19 protein-coding genes are annotated in these 19048 nt (G+C 49.2%); 10 read left to right on the top strand and 9 right to left on the bottom strand.

The genetic code is table 11. The features are described 5' to 3' along the window. Positions 1-184 precede the first annotated feature (184 nt). The 5 genes from H6F68_RS07100 to H6F68_RS07080 all read left to right on the top strand — a co-directional run bounded on the left by H6F68_RS07100 (position 185) and on the right by H6F68_RS07080 (position 4880). A complete protein-coding gene (locus tag H6F68_RS07100; RefSeq protein ID WP_190557658.1) occupies positions 185-1006 on the top strand; it encodes a hypothetical protein in 822 nt (273 codons plus the stop codon). A gap of 123 nt (positions 1007-1129) precedes the next feature. Then, complete coding sequence (locus H6F68_RS07095; RefSeq protein WP_190557656.1) at positions 1130-2365, top strand: LL-diaminopimelate aminotransferase; 1236 nt, start codon at positions 1130-1132, stop codon at positions 2363-2365. Between the two features lie 404 nt (positions 2366-2769). Continuing rightward, on the top strand, positions 2770-3741 hold the full coding sequence (locus tag H6F68_RS07090; protein WP_190437690.1) for a sodium-dependent bicarbonate transport family permease: 972 nt from the start codon (positions 2770-2772) through the stop codon (positions 3739-3741). 4 nt (positions 3742-3745) lie between these two features. Next, entirely contained in the window at positions 3746-4060 is a 315-nt protein-coding gene (locus H6F68_RS07085) for a P-II family nitrogen regulator (protein ID WP_190437693.1), read from the top strand. A 79-nt stretch (positions 4061-4139) separates the two neighbouring features. Continuing rightward, the gene (locus H6F68_RS07080) at positions 4140-4880 is read left to right on the top strand and encodes a carbonic anhydrase (protein ID WP_242016973.1); all 741 of its coding nucleotides are present in this window, start codon (positions 4140-4142) and stop codon (positions 4878-4880) included. A gap of 121 nt (positions 4881-5001) precedes the next feature. Here the strand turns inward: H6F68_RS07080 and H6F68_RS07075 are convergent, their stop codons facing one another. Continuing rightward, positions 5002-5427 carry a hypothetical protein gene (locus H6F68_RS07075; RefSeq protein ID WP_190437695.1) on the bottom strand — a complete coding sequence of 142 codons (426 nt, stop codon included), beginning with the start codon at positions 5425-5427 and terminating at the stop codon, positions 5002-5004. A 115-nt stretch (positions 5428-5542) separates the two neighbouring features. Next, positions 5543-5713 (bottom strand): hypothetical protein, encoded by a 171-nt coding sequence (locus tag H6F68_RS07070; RefSeq protein ID WP_190557960.1) that lies wholly within the window; start codon positions 5711-5713, stop codon positions 5543-5545. A 149-nt stretch (positions 5714-5862) separates the two neighbouring features. Between H6F68_RS07070 and H6F68_RS07065 the strand changes: the two genes are divergently transcribed. From H6F68_RS07065 to H6F68_RS07055, 3 genes are all read left to right on the top strand, one after another. After that, positions 5863-6858: a glycosyltransferase gene (locus H6F68_RS07065; RefSeq protein ID WP_190557654.1), complete on the top strand. Its 996-nt coding sequence runs from the start codon at positions 5863-5865 to the stop codon at positions 6856-6858. A 124-nt stretch (positions 6859-6982) separates the two neighbouring features. Next, on the top strand, positions 6983-8050 hold the full coding sequence (locus H6F68_RS07060) for a glutathione S-transferase family protein (protein WP_190557652.1): 1068 nt from the start codon (positions 6983-6985) through the stop codon (positions 8048-8050). A 347-nt stretch (positions 8051-8397) separates the two neighbouring features. Continuing rightward, positions 8398-9108: a transaldolase family protein gene (locus H6F68_RS07055; RefSeq protein ID WP_190557651.1), complete on the top strand. Its 711-nt coding sequence runs from the start codon at positions 8398-8400 to the stop codon at positions 9106-9108. Between the two features lie 5 nt (positions 9109-9113). Here H6F68_RS07055 and H6F68_RS07050 read toward each other — a convergent pair whose 3' ends face one another. From H6F68_RS07050 to H6F68_RS29595, 3 genes are all read right to left on the bottom strand, one after another. Further along, positions 9114-11723 carry a U32 family peptidase gene (locus H6F68_RS07050; RefSeq protein WP_190557649.1) on the bottom strand — a complete coding sequence of 870 codons (2610 nt, stop codon included), beginning with the start codon at positions 11721-11723 and terminating at the stop codon, positions 9114-9116. Positions 11724-11890: 167 nt separating this feature from the next. Beyond that, positions 11891-13399: a heme peroxidase family protein gene (locus tag H6F68_RS07045; RefSeq protein WP_190557646.1), complete on the bottom strand. Its 1509-nt coding sequence runs from the start codon at positions 13397-13399 to the stop codon at positions 11891-11893. Positions 13400-13584: 185 nt separating this feature from the next. Next, positions 13585-14910 (bottom strand): adenylate/guanylate cyclase domain-containing protein, encoded by a 1326-nt coding sequence (locus H6F68_RS29595; RefSeq protein ID WP_190557644.1) that lies wholly within the window; start codon positions 14908-14910, stop codon positions 13585-13587. Between the two features lie 176 nt (positions 14911-15086). On the opposite strand from H6F68_RS29595, the gene H6F68_RS07035 reads away from it, so the two are divergent. Next, complete coding sequence (locus H6F68_RS07035; RefSeq protein ID WP_190549224.1) at positions 15087-15368, top strand: hypothetical protein; 282 nt, start codon at positions 15087-15089, stop codon at positions 15366-15368. 28 nt (positions 15369-15396) lie between these two features. Here H6F68_RS07035 and H6F68_RS07030 read toward each other — a convergent pair whose 3' ends face one another. From H6F68_RS07030 to trpD, 4 genes are all read right to left on the bottom strand, one after another. Next, a complete protein-coding gene (locus H6F68_RS07030) occupies positions 15397-16182 on the bottom strand; it encodes a class I SAM-dependent methyltransferase (RefSeq protein WP_190557643.1) in 786 nt (261 codons plus the stop codon). After that, on the bottom strand, positions 16179-16535 hold the full coding sequence (locus tag H6F68_RS07025) for an antibiotic biosynthesis monooxygenase (protein WP_190557641.1): 357 nt from the start codon (positions 16533-16535) through the stop codon (positions 16179-16181). The genes H6F68_RS07030 and H6F68_RS07025 overlap by 4 nt, the downstream gene beginning before the upstream one ends. A 130-nt stretch (positions 16536-16665) precedes the next feature. Then, positions 16666-17184: a pentapeptide repeat-containing protein gene (locus tag H6F68_RS07020; RefSeq protein ID WP_190557639.1), complete on the bottom strand. Its 519-nt coding sequence runs from the start codon at positions 17182-17184 to the stop codon at positions 16666-16668. A 114-nt stretch (positions 17185-17298) separates the two neighbouring features. Then, positions 17299-18501 (bottom strand): anthranilate phosphoribosyltransferase, encoded by a 1203-nt coding sequence (gene trpD / locus H6F68_RS07015; protein ID WP_399313133.1) that lies wholly within the window; start codon positions 18499-18501, stop codon positions 17299-17301. A 101-nt stretch (positions 18502-18602) separates the two neighbouring features. On the opposite strand from trpD, the gene H6F68_RS07010 reads away from it, so the two are divergent. Further along, a complete protein-coding gene (locus H6F68_RS07010; protein WP_190557637.1) occupies positions 18603-18971 on the top strand; it encodes a hypothetical protein in 369 nt (122 codons plus the stop codon). Positions 18972-19048: the final 77 nt, after the last annotated feature.

Genomic DNA, 19048 nt, shown 5'->3' with positions numbered 1-19048 from the left:
AAGAACCCATATCCATTTCTTTAGATAGACTAACTTTTGCTGTAACTATTCCAAAAGTGTGGTGTTTGATAATAAAGGCAAAACTTGACTTGGCATTAATTCAAGATTAATCAGCTTTTAACCCATTCATCCTTTATTGAGGAGAGGTAAGTAAAATTGCTGGCATCATTTTATTCAAAAACCCATGATCAAAAATACTTTCGGTTTTACGGCGCTCGTTCTTCTAACCAGCCTGGCTTTTCCTACAGCCGGGAAAGCAGATGTGGTTAACGGTAGTTTTGAAGAGGGTTTTAAGGGTTGGGAAACCATTGGTGAAACAACGATTGAGACGGAGCAATTTGGCAGTGGTCCGGTAGAAGGGAAATCTCAAGCTTTCTTGTCTACTGCTTATCAAGAGTTACTTGGTTTTGATACCCAAGGAAACGAGATTATCGGGGGTGATGCCGCGATCGCATCTTTTGTCACAGGCTTTGAAAACTTAGAAGAGTTTTTGAATTTACCCTCATCTTTTTTGTCCGACAATACTTTGTCTAGTCTGGCAACCGGAGAAATTATTGAAGGCTCAGCAATTAAGCAAACTTTTAAGGCTAACGCAGGCCAATCGCTCACCTTTGCCTGGAATTTCCTGACTGAGGAGTTTACTCAGGCAGTTGATAACAGCTCTTTTGAAGATTTCAATGATTTTGCCTTCGTATCTCTACAGCGCCGATCTGACTTAAATACTGTGTTGCTCCCCTTAGCCGATACCCTGAATAGCTCTTTTCAATTTGCTGACCATAGCTTGTTCTTTGGGGAAACTGGCTTTCAGGAGTTCTCCTACACCTTTGACCAATCAGACACTTATACCCTCGGAATTGGAGTCGTTGATGTGGGAGATGGCGACTTCGTTTCTGGGTTACTTGTGGACCAGGTAGATGTACCTGAAACAAGCCCAGCCGTAGGTTTAGTGGCCTTAGGTGCTTTAGGTAGCCTATCCATCATGAAGCGTCGTTGGAAGAACAGCTAGAGTCCAAGATTGATCTGGTACCTGATCGATTGCCGCAGGCGTTAGGAGCTGAGAACGGACGACAACAGCTCCTAACGCAACAGTTGGCAGTAAGCTGGTTTACGGCACTTGTATCAATCCATCATGGCAACGATTAACGATAACTACCTCAAGCTCAAAGCAGGATACCTGTTCCCTGAGATCGCTCGCCGAGTCAATGCCTTTGCTGAGGCCAACCCAGCAGCAAAAATTATTCGACTGGGAATTGGGGATGTCACCGAACCCTTACCTGAAGCTTGTCGCGCCGCGATGATTCAAGCGGTGGAAGACATGGGCGATCGCGGTTCGTTCCGAGGCTACGGTCCAGAGCAAGGCTACGCTTGGTTGCGGGAGAAAATTGCTCAGTTCGACTTCCAAGCTCGCGGTTGTGACATCAGCGCCGATGAAATTTTTATCTCGGATGGCTCGAAGTGCGACACAGGTAACATCCTAGATATTTTTGGCGACAACAACACGATTGCGGTAACGGATCCAGTCTATCCGGTTTATGTCGATACCAATGTCATGGCAGGCCACACGGGCGCAGCCAATGACAGAGGTGAGTTTGAGGGCTTGGTGTACCTCCCTGTCACCGCAGAGAATAACTTCACCGCGGAGATTCCTACTCAGAAGGTAGACTTAATTTACCTGTGCTTCCCCAACAACCCCACAGGCGCAACCGCTAGCAGAGAACACCTCCAAGCTTGGGTAGACTACGCCAAAGCCCACGGCTCGATCATCTTCTTTGATGCTGCTTACGAAGCCTTTATCACCGATCCAACCATTCCTCACTCCATCTACGAGATCCCTGGAGCCAAGGATTGCGCGATCGAATTCCGCTCCTTCTCGAAGAATGCTGGCTTTACCGGAACTCGTTGTGCCTTGACTGTGGTGCCCAAAAACCTCAAGGCTAAAGCCGCCGATGGCTCGGATGTAGAACTGTGGAAGCTGTGGAACCGCCGCCAATCCACTAAGTTTAATGGTGTATCCTACATTGTGCAGCGAGGGGCTGAAGCGGTTTACTCAGAAGCAGGCCAAGCGCAAACTAAAGCGCTCGTGAGCTTCTACTTAGAAAACGCCAAAATCGTTCGCGAGCAACTCACTGCCGCAGGATTAGCGGTATACGGTGGTGTGAACGCACCTTATGTCTGGGTGCAGACGCCCAACAATCTCTCTAGCTGGGACTTCTTTGATAAATTGCTACAGACCTGCAATGTCGTCGGCACTCCTGGTTCGGGCTTTGGAGCTGCGGGTGAGGGCTACTTCCGCATTTCCGCCTTTAACAGCCGTGAAAACGTAGAAGAAGCTATGAAGCGCATTACCGAGAAGTTCAAGGCATAATCAATCCAGCCAAGATATAGGTAAGGCGATCGCGTACATACATTAACGCGAGATGCCTAGATTAAACTTGGCACATGCAGTCTAAAAACTGAGGTGGGCATTATTTAGCCCACCTTATAGTTCTCGCAACTCAGCCAGATATAGCAATCCGCAATAGGTTATAAGAACAGGTTGTAAGGATAAGAGAAAAAACCGTAGACAGGCTTAAACCTTTGGCTAGCAAGTTTCAAGGTTTCATCCAGAAGTACATGCAGAAATGACAGTAAATTACATAGAAATGTAACTTTTCTGCCTTGCCATCCAGTATTTCTACAAGACTATGATGACTGAGTACTGAATATTTCACGACCTAGCATGAAGCAAGCTGTATTAGATTGCTGTTTAAGCAATGTGGAGGGGTGGATATGGACGTAAGCCTGATTATGTCTAACATCTTGAATCCACCAGTGCTGTTTTTCTTCTTGGGAATGACAGCGGTTTTTGTGAAGTCAGACTTGGAGATTCCGCCACCGATCCCCAAACTGTTTTCACTGTACTTGCTGTTTGCAATCGGCTTTAAGGGAGGGGTAGAACTTGCTAAAAGCGGCCTGAATCAGGAGGTGTTCCTGACGATGCTGGTAGCAATTGTGATGGCGTGCTTAGTCCCGATCTACACGTTCTTTATTCTGAAGATTAAGCTTGACGCTTATAATGCTGCCGCGATCGCGGCAACTTACGGCTCGATTAGTGCCGTCACCTTTATTACCGCTAGCTCATTCCTACAACAACTAAGTATTGACTTTGATGGCTACATGGTGGCTGCCCTGGCTCTGATGGAGTCTCCAGCGATCATTGTGGGATTGATCTTGGTCAATCTCTTTACTCAGGATCAGACAGAGCGGGATTTTTCTTGGCCTGAAGTTTTGCGAGAAGCATTTCTGAATGGTTCAGTTTTCTTGCTAGTTGGTAGCCTGATTATTGGCTTTTTGACGGGGGAGCATGGCTGGAAAGTCTTATCTCCCTTTACACAGGATATGTTTTATGGCGTCCTGACCTTCTTCTTGCTAGATATGGGTTTAGTCGCCGCCAAAAGAATTAAAGATTTAGAGAAAACTGGTCCATTTCTGATCTCATTTGCCATACTGATCCCAATACTTAATGCTGGAATTGGGCTGCTGATTGCCAAGCTGATTGGGATGCCTCCAGGAAATGCCCTCCTATTTTCTGTGTTGTGCGCTAGTGCCTCTTATATCGCTGTGCCAGCCGCCATGAGGTTAACGGTTCCAGAAGCTAATCCGAGTCTATATATCTCTACGGCTTTAGCTGTGACATTCCCCTTTAACATCATTTTCGGCATTCCTTTGTATTTGTACGGGATCGATTTGCTATGGAGATAAGATCATGCATGTGGTAAAAAAAATTGAAATTTTTTCAGACTCCGTAGAGTTAGGCAAAATCATCAGCGCCTTGGAACGAGGTGGGGTTTCTAGTTACACCGTGATTCGTAATGTGGCAGGCAAGGGAGTGCGTGGCGGCGTATTTGATGACTCTGCCGTGACGATGTTAGACAACGCTTATGTCATTGCCTTTTGCTCGCCTGACATCCTTAAATCTGTTGTGGAAATTGTGCGACCTATTCTGAATAAGTTTGGGGGATCTTGCTTTATTTCCGATGTGATGGAGATCCGCACTATGAAGTGTGTGTCTTCTCTATAACAGGGCAATAACAGGGCGATCGCCTACTAGTTGATTGCTAAAAAGAATCAGTCATTCGTGAAGAAAGGTGAGAGACGCGATGAAACAAATGAGTCAACGGACGAGTCGCCGAGAGCTATTAAAGCTATTTGGAGTCGGTGGAGTTGGCTTGGTCGCTGCGACAGCTACTAGCTTGAGATATGCTGAGCCTGCCTATGCCGATCAGTCCACCGCTGAGACTGAAAATTCTGAGGCAGTGAGTTCAGAGGCGGCATTACAAAGATTGCTGGATGGCAATCAGCGGTTTATGCAGCAAAAACGGCAGTACCCGCACCAAGCAGCGAGAGATTTACAGGCAGTGGCAACGGTACAGCACCCCTTTGCCACTTTACTGACTTGTGCTGACTCACGGGTACCTGGAGAAATTATTTTTGACCAAGGTATCGGTGATTTGTTTGATGTGCGTGTCGCTGGCAATGTCGTGACCCCGGAGGTCTTGGGCAGCCTAGAGTATGCGGCGGCTCTCTTAGGAACTCGCTTGATTATGGTAGTTGGGCACGAACGCTGCGGTGCTGTGACAGCGGCAATTCAAGGAGGGGCGCTTCCGGGCCACGTCAGTACGTTTGTCAAAGCCATTAAGCCCGCGCTGGCCAGCATTAAAACTAAATCGGCTGATGTCAATCAGCAAATTGATCAAGCGGTGACTGCAAATGTGCAGTATCAAGTTGAGCAGCTAAAGCAAAATTCTAGTGTGTTAGCCCAGCTAGAGTTAGAGCGCAAGCTAAAGATTGTGGGGGGACGATACGACCTAGATACAGGAGCCGTGACTCTCGTTACCTAAGATTTCTCAACAGATTTCATTGTTCAGCGTAGGCGATCGCCCTTTGAGTTAGAGGTGGATCGCCTACGCTCTTCTGTAGAGGTAAATTTGTCAGAACTGGAAGGCTAGCAAGCTCAAAACGCTACTGGGGCCGAGATGCACTTGCGAGCAGTTGGGATACGTCTGCGTGCAGCAAAGCAATCTCTGGCTCCTGTTGGATAGCGCGATAGTACCGCTTTTCTAACGTGGTCCTCCCATCCTGAGCAGGTCGCAGCATTTGGCGAGCTTGACTAAGCAGCTCATTAGCGGCACCGACTGTAATTGGCTCCTTCGCACTGAGGGCTTCATCAATCTGAACAATAAATTGAGAAATGGGACGGAGCCAGCTAAACCAGTCGTGATTTACAACCAGCTGAAAGTACTCACCCTTGGACTGAATGCGGCCAAAGAACTGCTCATAATTAACCCGTTCAAACTCTAGTAGAGCTTTGTGTAAGCGTAGTAGAGCAGCACGAACTTCCCGCAATCTTTCAATGCTGTTTTCTAGGGGTAAATTGTACACAGACATTGGTAGTGGCTCGATAAACACTGCTTTGATCTTGGCACATTCCGACGGGCCTAGAGGGAGGTTTTCCCTACAGTCCTACTACCTAAACTTGCCTGAATCAACGCTGGTTGAAAGGTTATTGTGAGAGAAAACCCACGAACAGCAAGGGTAAGAGAATCAGGGCAGATACGATCAGCAACAGAGTTCCAGGTTCGAGCTTGATGATATTTTTCTCAGGATTTGGCATTTTGTTGCTTTCCTTCGCGATCGCCATATTGTCACAGCCTACCTGATTCGGGCTGGCCAATTCAGCGCCGTTAGGTTGAAAAGAATCGAGTGACCTCAGGCGATTGCTCAACTTGCTTAACCGCAAATCAGGTAGGCTAATCTACGGGCGATTTTGTGGCGATTGTGCGGCAGCTAGCCCACGCTAATGCGCAGAGGAGGGTTGAGGTGATGAGGAAGCTTTACTTCTTAGTTCCGGGGACAGGCGGCAAATTTGCCTGTGGTGGGCTGTGGGCAGAATTAAAGACTCTCAATCTCGCTCAACAAATTTGCTCTGCTGAAGTCGTCACGTATCGGCAGCGGGAAAACACCACGCTGTTTTTAGACGATGTGCTACAGCAGAAGAACTTAGAAAACATTATTTTTGTCATTAGTTGGGGCTTTGATGTCGGGAAATTGGCTACCAGGCTCAAACCCTATCATGTGATTTATCATGCTCACAGCTCTGGTTATCCGTTTAACCTGCCGCCGGGGATTCCGATCATTACCGTGAGTCGTAATACGATGGGTTATTGGGGCCAGCGATCGCCGAACTCGTTAATTTATTACCTACCCAACCAGATTTCTGATCAGTTTCAAAATCTCAATCTCGAACGCAATATTGATGTGTTGGTTCAGGTGCGAAAATCTTCAGAATATCTGCTACAAGAACTCATTCCGGCCTTGCAACAACAGTGTCATGTTTGTGTGGTTGATTCCTACGTCGCAGATCTAGACAAACTGTTTAACCGTGCCAAAGTCTATCTCTATGACTCCGCAGAATATTGGGCGCAGCAAGGGGTAAGCGAAGGATTCGGCTTGCAACCAATGGAAGCAATGGCCTGTGGCTGTCAAGTTTTCTCCAGCGTCAACGGTGGCTTATCCGATTACTTAGATCCTGGATTTAATTGTCATAAAATTGCTGGCTACTCCTTAGAGTACGACGTGCAACGCATTCTTGAATTGGTTAAGATAGCAACACCAATTAATTTGTCAGAGCAGTTTTTCTCTGAGTATCGTACTGCGAATATTATTCAGCGTCTAACAGTAATTTTGCAAGAAGTTAATGAGTTTTTTGATCACAAGCAAAATCACTCCTCCAATATTCCTAGCTTGACTAAAACGCGAGTTAAAACACTGCAACTACAACGCATTTGGAACAAGCTAAAACAGAAATATTTTCGGTAGTCGTCAGCAAACTGATGTGGATGGTTGCAGTCGCCTCAGTCCTAATCCTTCGTGTGCAAATCCTTCGCGTTAAGTTAGAGATATTGCCAGCCCTGCTCAACTCAATCTTTCCATCTTTGGTGCTATGTCCCAACCCACTCCTACCCCAACCGCATCCAGCGAAGTCAAGCCTGCATCTGTTGGGACGGCAAAAAAAAAGCGCAGAGCTCTCCCACCTAAACTGATCATTCAGTTTGGTAAGTTTACCTGGAGTACCATGTGGCACCTGATGATGTCCCAACTGGCTCCTCGGAATCAATCGGGAGCCTATGTGCGGCCTAGCAGCCAATTCCGCAACTTTATTAGTACAGCGGTAGACAATCCTTACCAACCTGCAACTGGACGCTACAAACTCTATGTAGGGCTAGGGTGCCCTTGGGCGCACCGGACTCTCGTGGTACGAGCCCTCAAGCAACTCGAAGATGCGATCGCGATCACCGTTGTCTCTCCTTCTCCCACAGAGGGAGGTTGGGTACTCAACCAGCCAGAATCAGGATGCCGCAGCTTGGTAGATCTGTACGAACTCGCGCAACTAGGTTATAGCGGACGCTGTACGGTTCCGGTGCTTTGGGATACGGAAACCAACACTATTGTGAATAACGAAAGTGCCGAGATCATCGTGATGTTGAACTCGGAGTTGAATCAGTTCGCTCAACAACCAGCTTTGGATCTCTATCCCTCAGATCTCCAGAAAAAGATTGATGCTTGGAATGAGAAAACCTATGACGCTGTGAACAATGGCGTGTATCGTTGCGGTTTTGCCCAAACCCAGGCTGCGTATCAAGAAGCTTGTGAGGAGTTGTTCGGAGCTTTAGATGAGATTGATGCGGCTTTAGAAACGAGCCGTTATCTCTGTGGCGATCGCGTAACTTTGGCAGACGTGCGTTTGTTCACTACCTTATTCCGCTTTGATGTGGTGTATTACGGGCTATTTAAATGTAATCGGCGCCGAATTCAAGACTATAAAAATTTAGGGCCTTATTTGCGCGACCTTTACCAACTTCCAGGTGTAGCAGATACCTGCAATTTAGAGGCTGTAAAGCAGGACTACTACGGCAATTTGTTTCCACTCAACCCTGGTGGCATCATTCCTCTGGGGCCTGATATTACCAATCTCCGGGAGCCGCATGGCCGCGATCGCTTCTCCAAGTAAACCTTTCACTTAAAGACCAAGTCCTAATACTTGGAGTAGCCAATAATAGGTACCTAAACTAAGTAGAATGATGAGTCCAGATGGCGCAAGTAAGAAGTCTACAAAATCCAATACAACTAACAGTGACTTTAGCAGCCCTAAGGACAGTTCCATCGCATTTCCTAGCAAGTTAGCGCCTAAAGTGAGAGAGATAAGTGGTAAAAAATTTATCTAAAAGTAACTTCCTTCAAGATGACAAGTATTCCCCTGCTCTCGCAGTACACTCAAGGGTGATTTTTCGGGCAGTATAGCGCGGGTGCTGCTCTACCAATGGGATGAAATGATACAATCCTGATTTTTGAAACCGCATGATAGATCGCGATCGCCCTATCCCAGCCAATTCCACTCCTCCCCAGATCCGTTTGTGTCTCGATACTGCTGATTTAAAGCAGTGGCAGATTTGGTTGCCCACAGGTTTGTTTTATGGCATCACTACCAATCCGCTGTTGCTAGAGCGATCGCAAGTGCCTTGCACAGTAGAACAATTAAAACTGTTAGCTGAGCAAGCTTTCGCCCTAGGAGCCCAAGAAATTCAATTGCAGACATGGGGCAATACTGTAGAGGCATTGGTGAGTACAGGTCAGCGCTTGGCAGCAATTGATCAGCGAGTCGTGGTGAAGGTTCCGATTACCCAAGTTGGAGCGACAGCGGCAGCGCAGTTAATAGCAGCAGGCATTCCCATCACTTTGACTGCTGTTTATGCGGTCCACCAAGTTCTGATTGCTGCGGCGCTAAGAGGTGTCTATGCGGCTCCTTATTTGGGTCGGATCAACGATTTAGGTCGTAATGGACGAGAAGATTTAGTGGCAATGCAGCGATCGCTCGCTGGGGTTAACAGTGCCACTCGTCTCCTAGTTGCCAGCATCCGCAGTGTAGACGACATCACCTTTCTTGCCACTCACGGGTTAGATACGTTCACCTTCTCTCCCGCGATCGCCGCTGCCTTTTTTGAAGTTGCTGCTACTGAGCAAGCCGCCACAGATTTCCAGCAAGCAGCATTACGTATGGGAGCCAACTAGCCGGATTACGATCGCGTTTCCAATGGTCCTCGCGTTACTCCTAGCTGATTTTGGAGCCGTAATTCTCGCCAAAGTTGGGCACCCGTGATCTCTCCTTGCAGCAGTTGTTGATAGCGCTGAATGGTTTGTGCGACCTGCTCTGGCGCTTCGTTGACAAACTCAATTCGGAAGTGCCGCACTCCTAGCTTCAGGAGATGTTGCACATATTCGGCTCCAGTTTGGGCTGTGCCATTGAACACAGTGTTACGACAGCCCGCATCGGCTTGCAAGATATGTTCTGCGCCAACGCGATCGCGTAGTGTTACTTCATGTTCCTCACAAGGTCGGCCACAGTTGGTATAGTCCGTGCCCTCAGAGAGAAACGCGCAGAACACACAATGCTCCATGTGGAACATCGGCATATGTTGATGCACAGTCACTTCAAACCAATCAGCAGGGCAGCTAGTCAACAGCGCTTCCAACTGAGCCATGTTCAAATCATAAGAAGCCGTGAGACGCTCCAACCCATAGCGCTGCTTGAAATAACCTGCGGTCAAGGGATTGGCAACGTTGAGAGAGAAGTCACCAATACAGCGATCGCCTCCAAAAAATTGCAACTGGTCATAATTTCGCACCAGATAGCCATCCGCATCGCAAGCTTTCACCTGTTGCAGAATCCAGTTCTCCCCAGCTTTGGTAATGCGCGGCGGGGCGACATAGATAGAGGGAAGAGATGAAAAAGCTTTTTCATTCTTCTTCCGCACCATTTGAACTGCGTCTCGGTAAGCTCTTGGATCTTCAAATTCGCAGTAAAGAGTTTGAATTCCTGCTGCTAAAGCTGCTTGTAACTGTTTCAGGTTTCGGACTAGAACCACAAGTTCGGGTGTTTGCACCTGTGAATTAGCCTGAGCTTTGAGCGTAGAGAGAGGTTGAGATAATAGCTCTTGCCAAGAAGCGGGCGATCGCAATTGCCAACGTTTGGGTTGCGCTCTCAGTTCCTCTAATTGAACGACCATCTCCCGCCGTAGTCGATTCAATTCGCTCACGGGCAACATGACATTTCCAGTTATGTGGTTAGTTAGTGTCCCTAACTCGAAGGGAGTGTTGCCCAGTCGCCCTAATTGTTCTTGCAAGCGCTCTATGGTCAGGGGTTTGTTGTGCGCTTCTACCAGTGACATGGTTGACTCGACCTGAACCACATGCCCTAATCCGTCACGAGCGATCGCAACTAGGGGTTGCCCCACTTCACCATGAACCTCCAGCTGAATGGGCCGCTGAAATTGGGGATGCTCGCCGGAATAAGTTTGGCGGATCTCTCGATCAAGTTCGGGGTCATTGGTTTTCCAAACGCGATCGCCCACGTGAATACGGCGGAGGTTCAGAGCCTCGCGACCGAAGGTTAATGTAGCTTCTGGTCCGCGCAAATCAACAGTATAGATCCGCCCCCCTTCTTCCTTGGCTTCGGGATGACCACTGTCAAACACAATGCCATCTCCAGGTTTCACCGGAGCTTCCAGCCGCACCGTAATCTGGTCTTGACGGATACGAGTGATTTCGCCCAAATACACTCCCCGCTTCTTGCCAAAGCGAGCATGCACGAGTTCTTGATTATCAATGCCTCGAAACCAGCCCGTCGAAAGCCCCCGAGAGAAAGCCATCTCTAAGTTGTAATGGTCTTGATCTCCCTGTTCAACTTGCCGCTCAGTCTGCCGAGGCTCTCTACTTCCCCCTTCCCTGCGGGGGAAGGGGGCTAGGGGGTTAGGTTCTCCCAGACCAGCCATGACGCGATCGAGAGCTTCACGGTAGACGCGGGTGACATTCGCCACATACTCCGGCGCTTTCAAGCGACCTTCAATTTTTAGGCTAGTAACTCCCGTTTTTACAAGTTCTGGCAACACATCCAACCCTGCCAAGTCTTGAGGGCTGAGTAAGTATTTGCGATCGCCCAAATCTACCGTTTGCCCATCGGCAATCAGCTCGTAGGTCATGCGGCAAGCTTGAGCGCACTCACCTCGGTTGGCCGATCGCCCGCCCAATGACTCACTAGTTAAGCACTGACCTGAATAAGCCACACAGAGTGCCCCATGCACAAACACTTCCAGCGGCAACGCCACTTCTTGCTCAGCAATCTGGGCTTGAATTTTGTTGATTTCTTTCAGAGAGCATTCCCGCGCCAACACCACCAAATGGCAGCCGAGATCTTTGGCGAATTCCACTCCTGCGGCGCTGGTGACGGTCATTTGAGTGGAGGCGTGAATGGGGAAATCGGGGGAGAGATGTCGAATCAGGCGACAGATCCCCACATCTTGCACGATCGCTGCATCTACTCCAGCGGCAATGATCGTGCGGAGATATTGCTCAGCTTCGGTGAGTTCGTTGGGAAAGATCAGGGTGTTGAGCGTGACGTACCCTTTCACGCCGCGTCGGTGCAGAAACTCCATCAGCTTTGGCAAGTCAGCTTCGGTAAAGTTTTGCGCTCGCATGCGGGCGTTGAAGCGATCTAAGCCAAAGTAAATCGCATCAGCTCCATTCTCTACAGCAGCTTTGGCACAGTCCCAATTTCCCGCCGGAGCCAGCAGTTCGGGACGATGAAAGGTAGATAAGCTGGAGTCAGGGGCTGGGTGAGCAATATTCATGGGAACTGGCACGAATCAGATGGCGATCGCCAACCGCGAGGGAGTCTTTAGCCATCATATCGTTGTTAGTTTTGAGTCAGGGGCGATCGCTGAGGATTGTTGATTTGAGATTGCGCGATCGCCCTCTGACTAGTTTGGTCAAGCTGCACCCTGATTGCATGGTGGAACTACAGGTTGGTGACCACGCCTGCAAATTTTAGCAAATCAACCATTGTGAACTTGCCACCATTGCCCAAAGTTGGCTGCCATGCCGGGTCTTGTCGCACGTAGGAATGCCGATCTCCTTCTAGCAGACCAATAAACACCTCAGCCACAATGCGACCCCCTACTGGCCCCAAGCGCTTACCATCATCACCAAGCACATCCGCTTCCCGCAAAATGTAGAACCACAAAGGAGTCCGAGTCTCCAATTGATAGGGTTTGAGGTCATCTAAATCTCCTGGGGAGAGGATATCTTCTTTCATGGCCTTGGCTACCCGCTGTCCTGACGGCATACTGAAGGTAAGTTGCCGTAGCAAGTTGCGCTGGGCCAATGATTGCGGCTCTGCACCCGGAATTCCGGGCAGGTCAAAGAGCACCGAAGAAAGCTGAGTATCAATTTTTTTGTTGGGGCGAACTCGCTTATCCCCAAAGTCAAAGAAGGTTTGCCAGTCGATAAATCGACGAGCCGCGCGTTTGCCACCCCGTAAGTCATTGGGGTCGGAAGCATCTGAACTGGGTGAACCCTGACGGCCATCGTCGAAGATTAAAGCGATAAACTGGCCGCTATCGTCTGGCTTGGGGCCAAAGTTAGCACGGTAGCTAGGGCGCACTTGAGAATGTCCAAACCGATAAGCTGCGACAGAAAACTCAACCGGGATAAATGGTAAATTGCGCCAATCGTAGAATTTCCGTCCTTTATCCAGTACCTTCTCCACTATCTTGTGGCCGACTGTGGCAGGGAGAAACTCATGGATAATAATCCACTGGTAATGCCACCGCACCAAGCGCTGGGCTTCGGCAAATACCTCCATTGGGTTTGTCCAACCCGTTTTTGCTTTCACATGATCCACCACTGCATTATGAAACTTGAGAAAGGCTAGGTGGAGTTGCGAGACAATCAGGTTTTCATCGTTGCGAGGATCGCCAATCAAGGCAGTATTCTGGCTATTTCGTGGCAAATCGAATTTTAGCTTGCCGTCACGAGCGATCGCATCGGAGCCAGGAATCGGTTCCACTAAGAACTTGATACCCCCACCGTTGCTGGATTGGTCGTACAGGTGGGGCGAAGCATTCGGTCCAGAACCGTATAGATTATCGAGTTCTAGGAAGGGTGCCCGAAAGTTCGCGATCGATTCCGGGTCTTGTTGCCGCTCCAGACTGGAAGTTGTATCAAAGGTCATATCATGATCGAGGAACTGACCCAAAAACGTGATTCCAGCCGTCAAATTAGGATTATTAGGATTCTCTACGTTCTTCGCTGGGTTAGTGATGAGACCGACTGGATCGTCTAGGTCGTCTTTGGGGTCCATAATGCCACCCTTCTTGCCAATGTCCTTCAGCGCTTCTCGGAGCTGGGGGCTATCCATTGCAAAAGGGGGAAGTGAAGGAAAAAGCCGTCCGAACTTGCCTTGGTCGTAGTAAGTGGAGCGAGGAGGATTCTCACCACCGAGAGGCATTTGTCCATGACGAGTCATAATTTATTCTCCTAATATTTAGATCTCTATTCAAAATTTGCTGATGGTGGGTTGCCCTCACCCGAATCAGCGAAAAGTGTATCGAATCTAACTATTTGGACCCAGGAAAAACAAAATCATGACAAGTCTGCACAGTTTTTAAAGCTACGCAAAGTCCCTGGACCAGTCACTCGCCAGCCGCAAAGTTATATTAAATTTGTCTGCTCAACGGCGATCGCTTCAGGCGCACATTTTCCTCTCAGCAGATAGGTGTTCATCTCTCCTTTTCCCTTAATGGCGATACTGCCCCGCTCCTCAAAAACATACTGCTGTTTCAAGCACTCATAGGTAGTCTCGCTGACCTGAATCTCTCCTGGTAAGCCTTGGGATTCCATGCGGCTAGCGGTGTTGACGGTATCTCCCCAGAGATCATAGGCAAATTTTTTCAGGCCGATAATTCCTGCCACTACGGGCCCGGTATGAATGCCAGTGCGAATCTCCAGCGTATGGCCTGTCTGAGTGTTGAGCTGCTTCAGCGCTTGGTGCATTGCCAAGGCCATCTGGGCGATCGCGGAGGCATGATCGATGCGGTGTTGGGGTAGCCCAGCCACCACCATGTAAGAATCGCCAATGGTTTTAATCTTTTCCAGCCCATGATATTCGGCTAACTCATCAAAGCGGGAGAAGACTTGGTTGAGTAGGTTGACCACCTCAGACGGTGACATTTGGGTTGAGAGTTGAGTAAAGCCGACAATATCCGCAAATAGCACCGTCACCTCCGCGAAACTATCAGCGATCGTTTGTTGTTGTTTGAGCAAGCGCTCGGCAATGGAGGGAGGGAGGATGTTGAGGAGTAACTGTTCCGATCGCTGCTGTTCTTGTCTGAGCCTGTACCGAGTTTGGAACTCAGCTTTAGATAGGCGCTCGTAGAGATACACCACCAAAGTTGACATGAGACAAATCCATCCCATGTCGAACAGAAAACCTGTGGCTGAGATGCTGGCAGGCAAAAACTGCTGGCTCACAAGCCAACTGGTCGAAAAGAAGAAGGCATAGGCTCCCAGTTGTGAAAGGAGATGGAGCCGCCAGCGAAACGGAATAATTGTGGCTTGAGCAAAGAAGGTAATTGTCCAACCCTTGAGATCCGGAATGAGCACCGGATCGAGCGCCGAAGGGACATTGGTGAGCATGGTTATGGACCAGGAGAGTCCCAGAAAGGCGATCGCTTGCTGGCGCTTTCCGACAGGCAATTGCAGCCAGACCAGCCAGCTCGCCATACTCAACGCTGTCAATAAATTCTTGAATACAACCGCATTCAAGGAGCGATCGCCCAACATCATCTGGATTAGGTACAGCCCTGTCAACCCTGAAAAGTAGAGTAGCCCCAATCCCAAACCTAAACTTAAACGCTTGTACAGAAAGCGCCGTCGCCACGCCCAGTAGTTATTAAACTCCACCTCGCTAGGAGCTTCCAGTAGGGTGGGTAACCATTGCCTGAACTGGTGAATGAATTTTCCCACGGGCTTCTTCACACTCTTTGGCTCTCCAATTGGATGGGTCCGCTACCACCCTAAATACTGGCAGTATTCCCAACTCAAAACCTTATAGATTCATTTCCGGAGCCATCCTCGGAGATACTAAAGAAGTAACTAGTACAAACTGGCTGAACCAAGCAAGTATCTAGCCGTTTTCTAAAGGATCGAGTCCTGTGTCATTGATCGCTGCGATTGAGACTGTCTTTCACAATCCTCCCATTCCCTTTGAGCCAGCCAAACACTCTCTAAAGGCTTGGGCGACTTATTGCCTCAGAGATCGAGGTTTTAAGGTGGTGTATGCTCAAAATGCTGACTTTGCGATCGAACCTCGCACCGGGGACAAGCTCTACTTTAAGGTCAGCCAGAGCGAACCCGAAGCTGAGGGTACTTGTGGTTGGATTGTGTGGAACAGCTCTACTAGCCAGGCAACGGTAATTCCTCCTGCCTTAGCTTAAGCAGGGTTTAGAGTGGGGCGATCGCGCACTAAGCAAGCTTACGAAAAATCATTAGATGTTGTTGCGGTAGTAAGCTCTTGGTTTCTTGCCAAACTAAACCTACCGCCTGCATCTCTTTTTTGACCTGCCGCTGAGTCATTTTGTGGAGCGCTTTGATCGCAATCAGAGGATTTTCACCTCGGTATTCTACGAGTACCACCCTACCTCCGGGTTTGAGCGATCGCACCAGCGCCGTCATCATTTCTTGGGGATACTCAAATTCGTGATAAGCATCCACCATTAACGCCAGATCTACGCTAGCAGGAGGAAGATGCGGATCTTGCACCGTGCCCAGAACAGGTTCAACGTTGGTTGCTTGGTTTTCCTGCTTAAGAAAGTTGAGGATGTCAATCATCTCTGGCTGTACATCGACCGCCAAAACTTTCCCGGTTGGCACCAACGGACTGAGCCGAAAACTAAAGTAGCCAGTGCCCGCTCCAATATCTGCCACTACATCCGACGGTTGGAGATCCAGCGCTTCTACAACTCGTTGCGGTTGCTCTTCCCAACTGCGACTCGAACGCTCTAGCCAAGCGGCTCCCTGGTGGCCCATCACCTGAGCAATCTCTCGGCCCATGTAGATTTTGCCGATGCCGTCAGAACGGTGGCGATCGCGCTGCTGGTAAACACTGGCAACATCTACACTAGCGGCAGCAGGCAGGGGACTGACAATGGTGAGCCATAACCCCAAGCCGATGATGACCAGACACGCGATCGCCCGTTTAACAAGAGCTTTTGATAGCAGAGGGCGATCGCTAACGCCACTCACACTCATACTTTGGATGCTTCAGCCTGGGATTCTTCAGCCTCAGAAGCCCGTACCTCACTGACTACCTCATAGGTTCTCAGACTCGGCGGGCTGACGAATAGGGGCAGCAGTTTTTTCAGGATCGATTTATAAGCATCGTTTACGTTGGCTTTCATACTGTCTTCGCTATCCCAAAGAATCACCGAAATGCCTTTGTCAGTGCCTTGTTCTTGGAGTAAATAAGCTTCTTTAAACCCTTCCCCGTAGGTTGAAACTGCTTCGTCATAGAGGCGTTTCGCTTCGGCAAAGGTGCCCGCATGGAACTCGCCAATCGCAACTTGGGCGATGCGATGGTTTAAACAGTCGTTGAAATCTGTCATGGTAACTTTCGCAGTGAAATCAAAATTTAGATTTGGACAGGGTAAGAATAGCTGGCCAAGCCTTCTAGCTCAACCCTCTGGCTCAGTCTTCTGGCTCAGCGCAACCCCACCAGTCTAATGTGGTGTAATACTAGCAATCATCATTCCTGAGACTGCCATCTGGCATGATGGTGTTACAGAATTTAGCGTCACTCAAGTCTGCTCCCTCTAGCTGAGCTTGGTGCAAATTTACCTTGCGTAGGTTGGCCCAAGATAAACGAGCGTGACTCAAATTGGCTTTTCTTAGGTCCGCGCCGCTGAGTTGAGCGTGATTTAGCACCGCTTTACTCAGGTTAGCGGCACAAAGATCCGCTTGAATTAAACTAGCTCGGTGGAGATTGGCTTCGCTCAGATTGGCCTCTCCCAAAATTGCCTTGTTGAGGTTGACCCGCTGCAACCGAGACTTGCTTAAATTAGCTCGATACAGGTTGACACCATCAAGGTTGGCATCTTCCAGGTTCACTTTCTGCAAGTTGCTCTTAACCAAACTGGCGCGGCTGAGGTCTACTGCCCCTAATTTCAGCCGTTGCAGGTTGGTTTGATTTAAGTAAGTTTGGCTAAAATTGCGTTCCCCAGATTGATAGCGCTGCTTCAGTTCTTCAGTATTCATAGCGATCGCTTTCACCCAGTTAAAGATCTCGCTTTTGTAGTGGCAATCCACTACGACCTTCCAGCATTAGCTGTTGATTTCTAGCGTACTGCGAAGTTCACTGGGTAAAGACGATTATTGCAAAAACTCTACTAACTGCTCCAATTTGGACCAAGCGGCTCCACTTTGCAGAATTTCTTTAGCGATCGCGACTCCTTTGGCATAAGCTTCCAGTGGATCAGCCGTTTCAGGCAGTTGCTCGCCCACTTGCAAAGCCAAGGCCGCATTCAGAGCTACCGCGTCCCGTTGAGCAGTCGTGCCCTTTCCTTGCAGTACGGCTTTGAGAATCGCAGCGTTTTCGGCTAAGTCCCCGCCTTGCAATGCACTGGTAGGCGCAAACTCCAACCCTAAATCTTGAGGGTTTAGCGTTACTCGTTGCACCGTTTGGTTAGCCAACACCGCCAAATCTGTCACATCTGCTAAACCCGCTTCATCGAGTCTTTCCCGCCCATGCAGCACGGTCGCTCGCTGGATACCGAGTTGATTCAAAGCATCAGCGATCGCATCCACCAGATGAGGATCGCACACGCCAATGACTTGTCCGGTGGGTCTAAGCGGGTTGACTAAAGGCCCCAACAAGTTAAAAATTGTGCGAACTTTTAGGGTTCTACGCAGGGGAGCCACTCCCTTCAGGGCTGGGTGCCAACCCACGGCAAACAAGAAGGTAATGCCCACGTTTTGTAGAGCCGCTTGCACCTGTTCTGGACTAGCAGCGAGATTGACGCCTAAGGCTTCCAAGACATCTGCCGACCCTACTTTGCTAGAGGCAGAACGATTGCCATGCTTGGCAACAGACACCCCAGCCGCTGCCGCCACAAATGCCACTGCTGTAGAGATATTGAACGTTGAAGCGCCATCTCCCCCGGTACCGCAGGTATCGATCAGGGGCGTTGGAAATTTTGGCAAAGTCATGCCACTCGCCGCAGACTGGGACTGCAATACCTGGGCCATTCCTGCCAACTCAGTTGCAGAAACTCCTTTGGCCTGAATTGCCGCCAAAATTGCGCCCGACAACACGGGTGGAATTGTCTCGCTCAGCCAGCCACGCATCAGCGTTGCAGCCTCCTCTGTTGCTAGAGATTGACGGTCTAGCAGTTGTTGGAGCAATTGAGGCCACAATGGCGAGTCAGCGGTTAACAAGCTAGAGTCAGCAGCCGAGGTGACAGACATAGGAGAGACAATTAGGGCGATGAGTTCCTTACGTATAGTACAAGCTGCTGGGGCAGGTTGCGAGGGTAGCTCTGAGCGATCGCGGGTGACAAAAATTCGGTTAATCAATTCTTTACTTGCTGTTACTAAAGTTTGGGCAAAAGTTTAGTTCTAAAACTCAGACAGGATGATAACTTCAGAGTAATTAGCCCCAGTCGCGTGAGTGCGTGATGAATCGATTTTTGGCCCTAAGTGTTGGCAGTTGGATCACTTGGAACTTCCTCCTCTCTGGGGCACAAGCCCAGCCTATTTCCTACCTGCCCTGTCAACCCATCGTGACTGGCTTTAATACCACTCAGCAAGGCGATGTGATCGTGCTTGGGCAACGGAGTGGCTATTCCTATGTGGTCGCAATTCCTTCGCAAAGCCGAGCCACCTTGGATGCAGTGCGGCAATGTGTTCCTGATGCTTTCATCACTCGCTCTAAACTAGGCCCTTATGTTCATGCGGGTTCTTTTCCGACTCGGGCTGGGGCAGAAAGTTTGTCTTGGTTCCTGCGATCGCGAGGCTTAGATTCACGAGTGGTCTACGTTCGCTAATCCCAATGACGGCTGCTAGGTGGCTTTTGTTGGCTCAGGTGCATCTATTTACGTCGTGTTAACCCAGCCTTACGGGC

The sequence above is a fragment of the Trichocoleus sp. FACHB-262 genome (assembly GCF_014696035.1).
GTDB lineage: Bacteria > Cyanobacteriota > Cyanobacteriia > FACHB-46 > FACHB-46 > Trichocoleus.
Note: the sequence above shows the minus strand (reverse complement) of the source record. Positions and strands in the feature narration are given on the sequence as shown.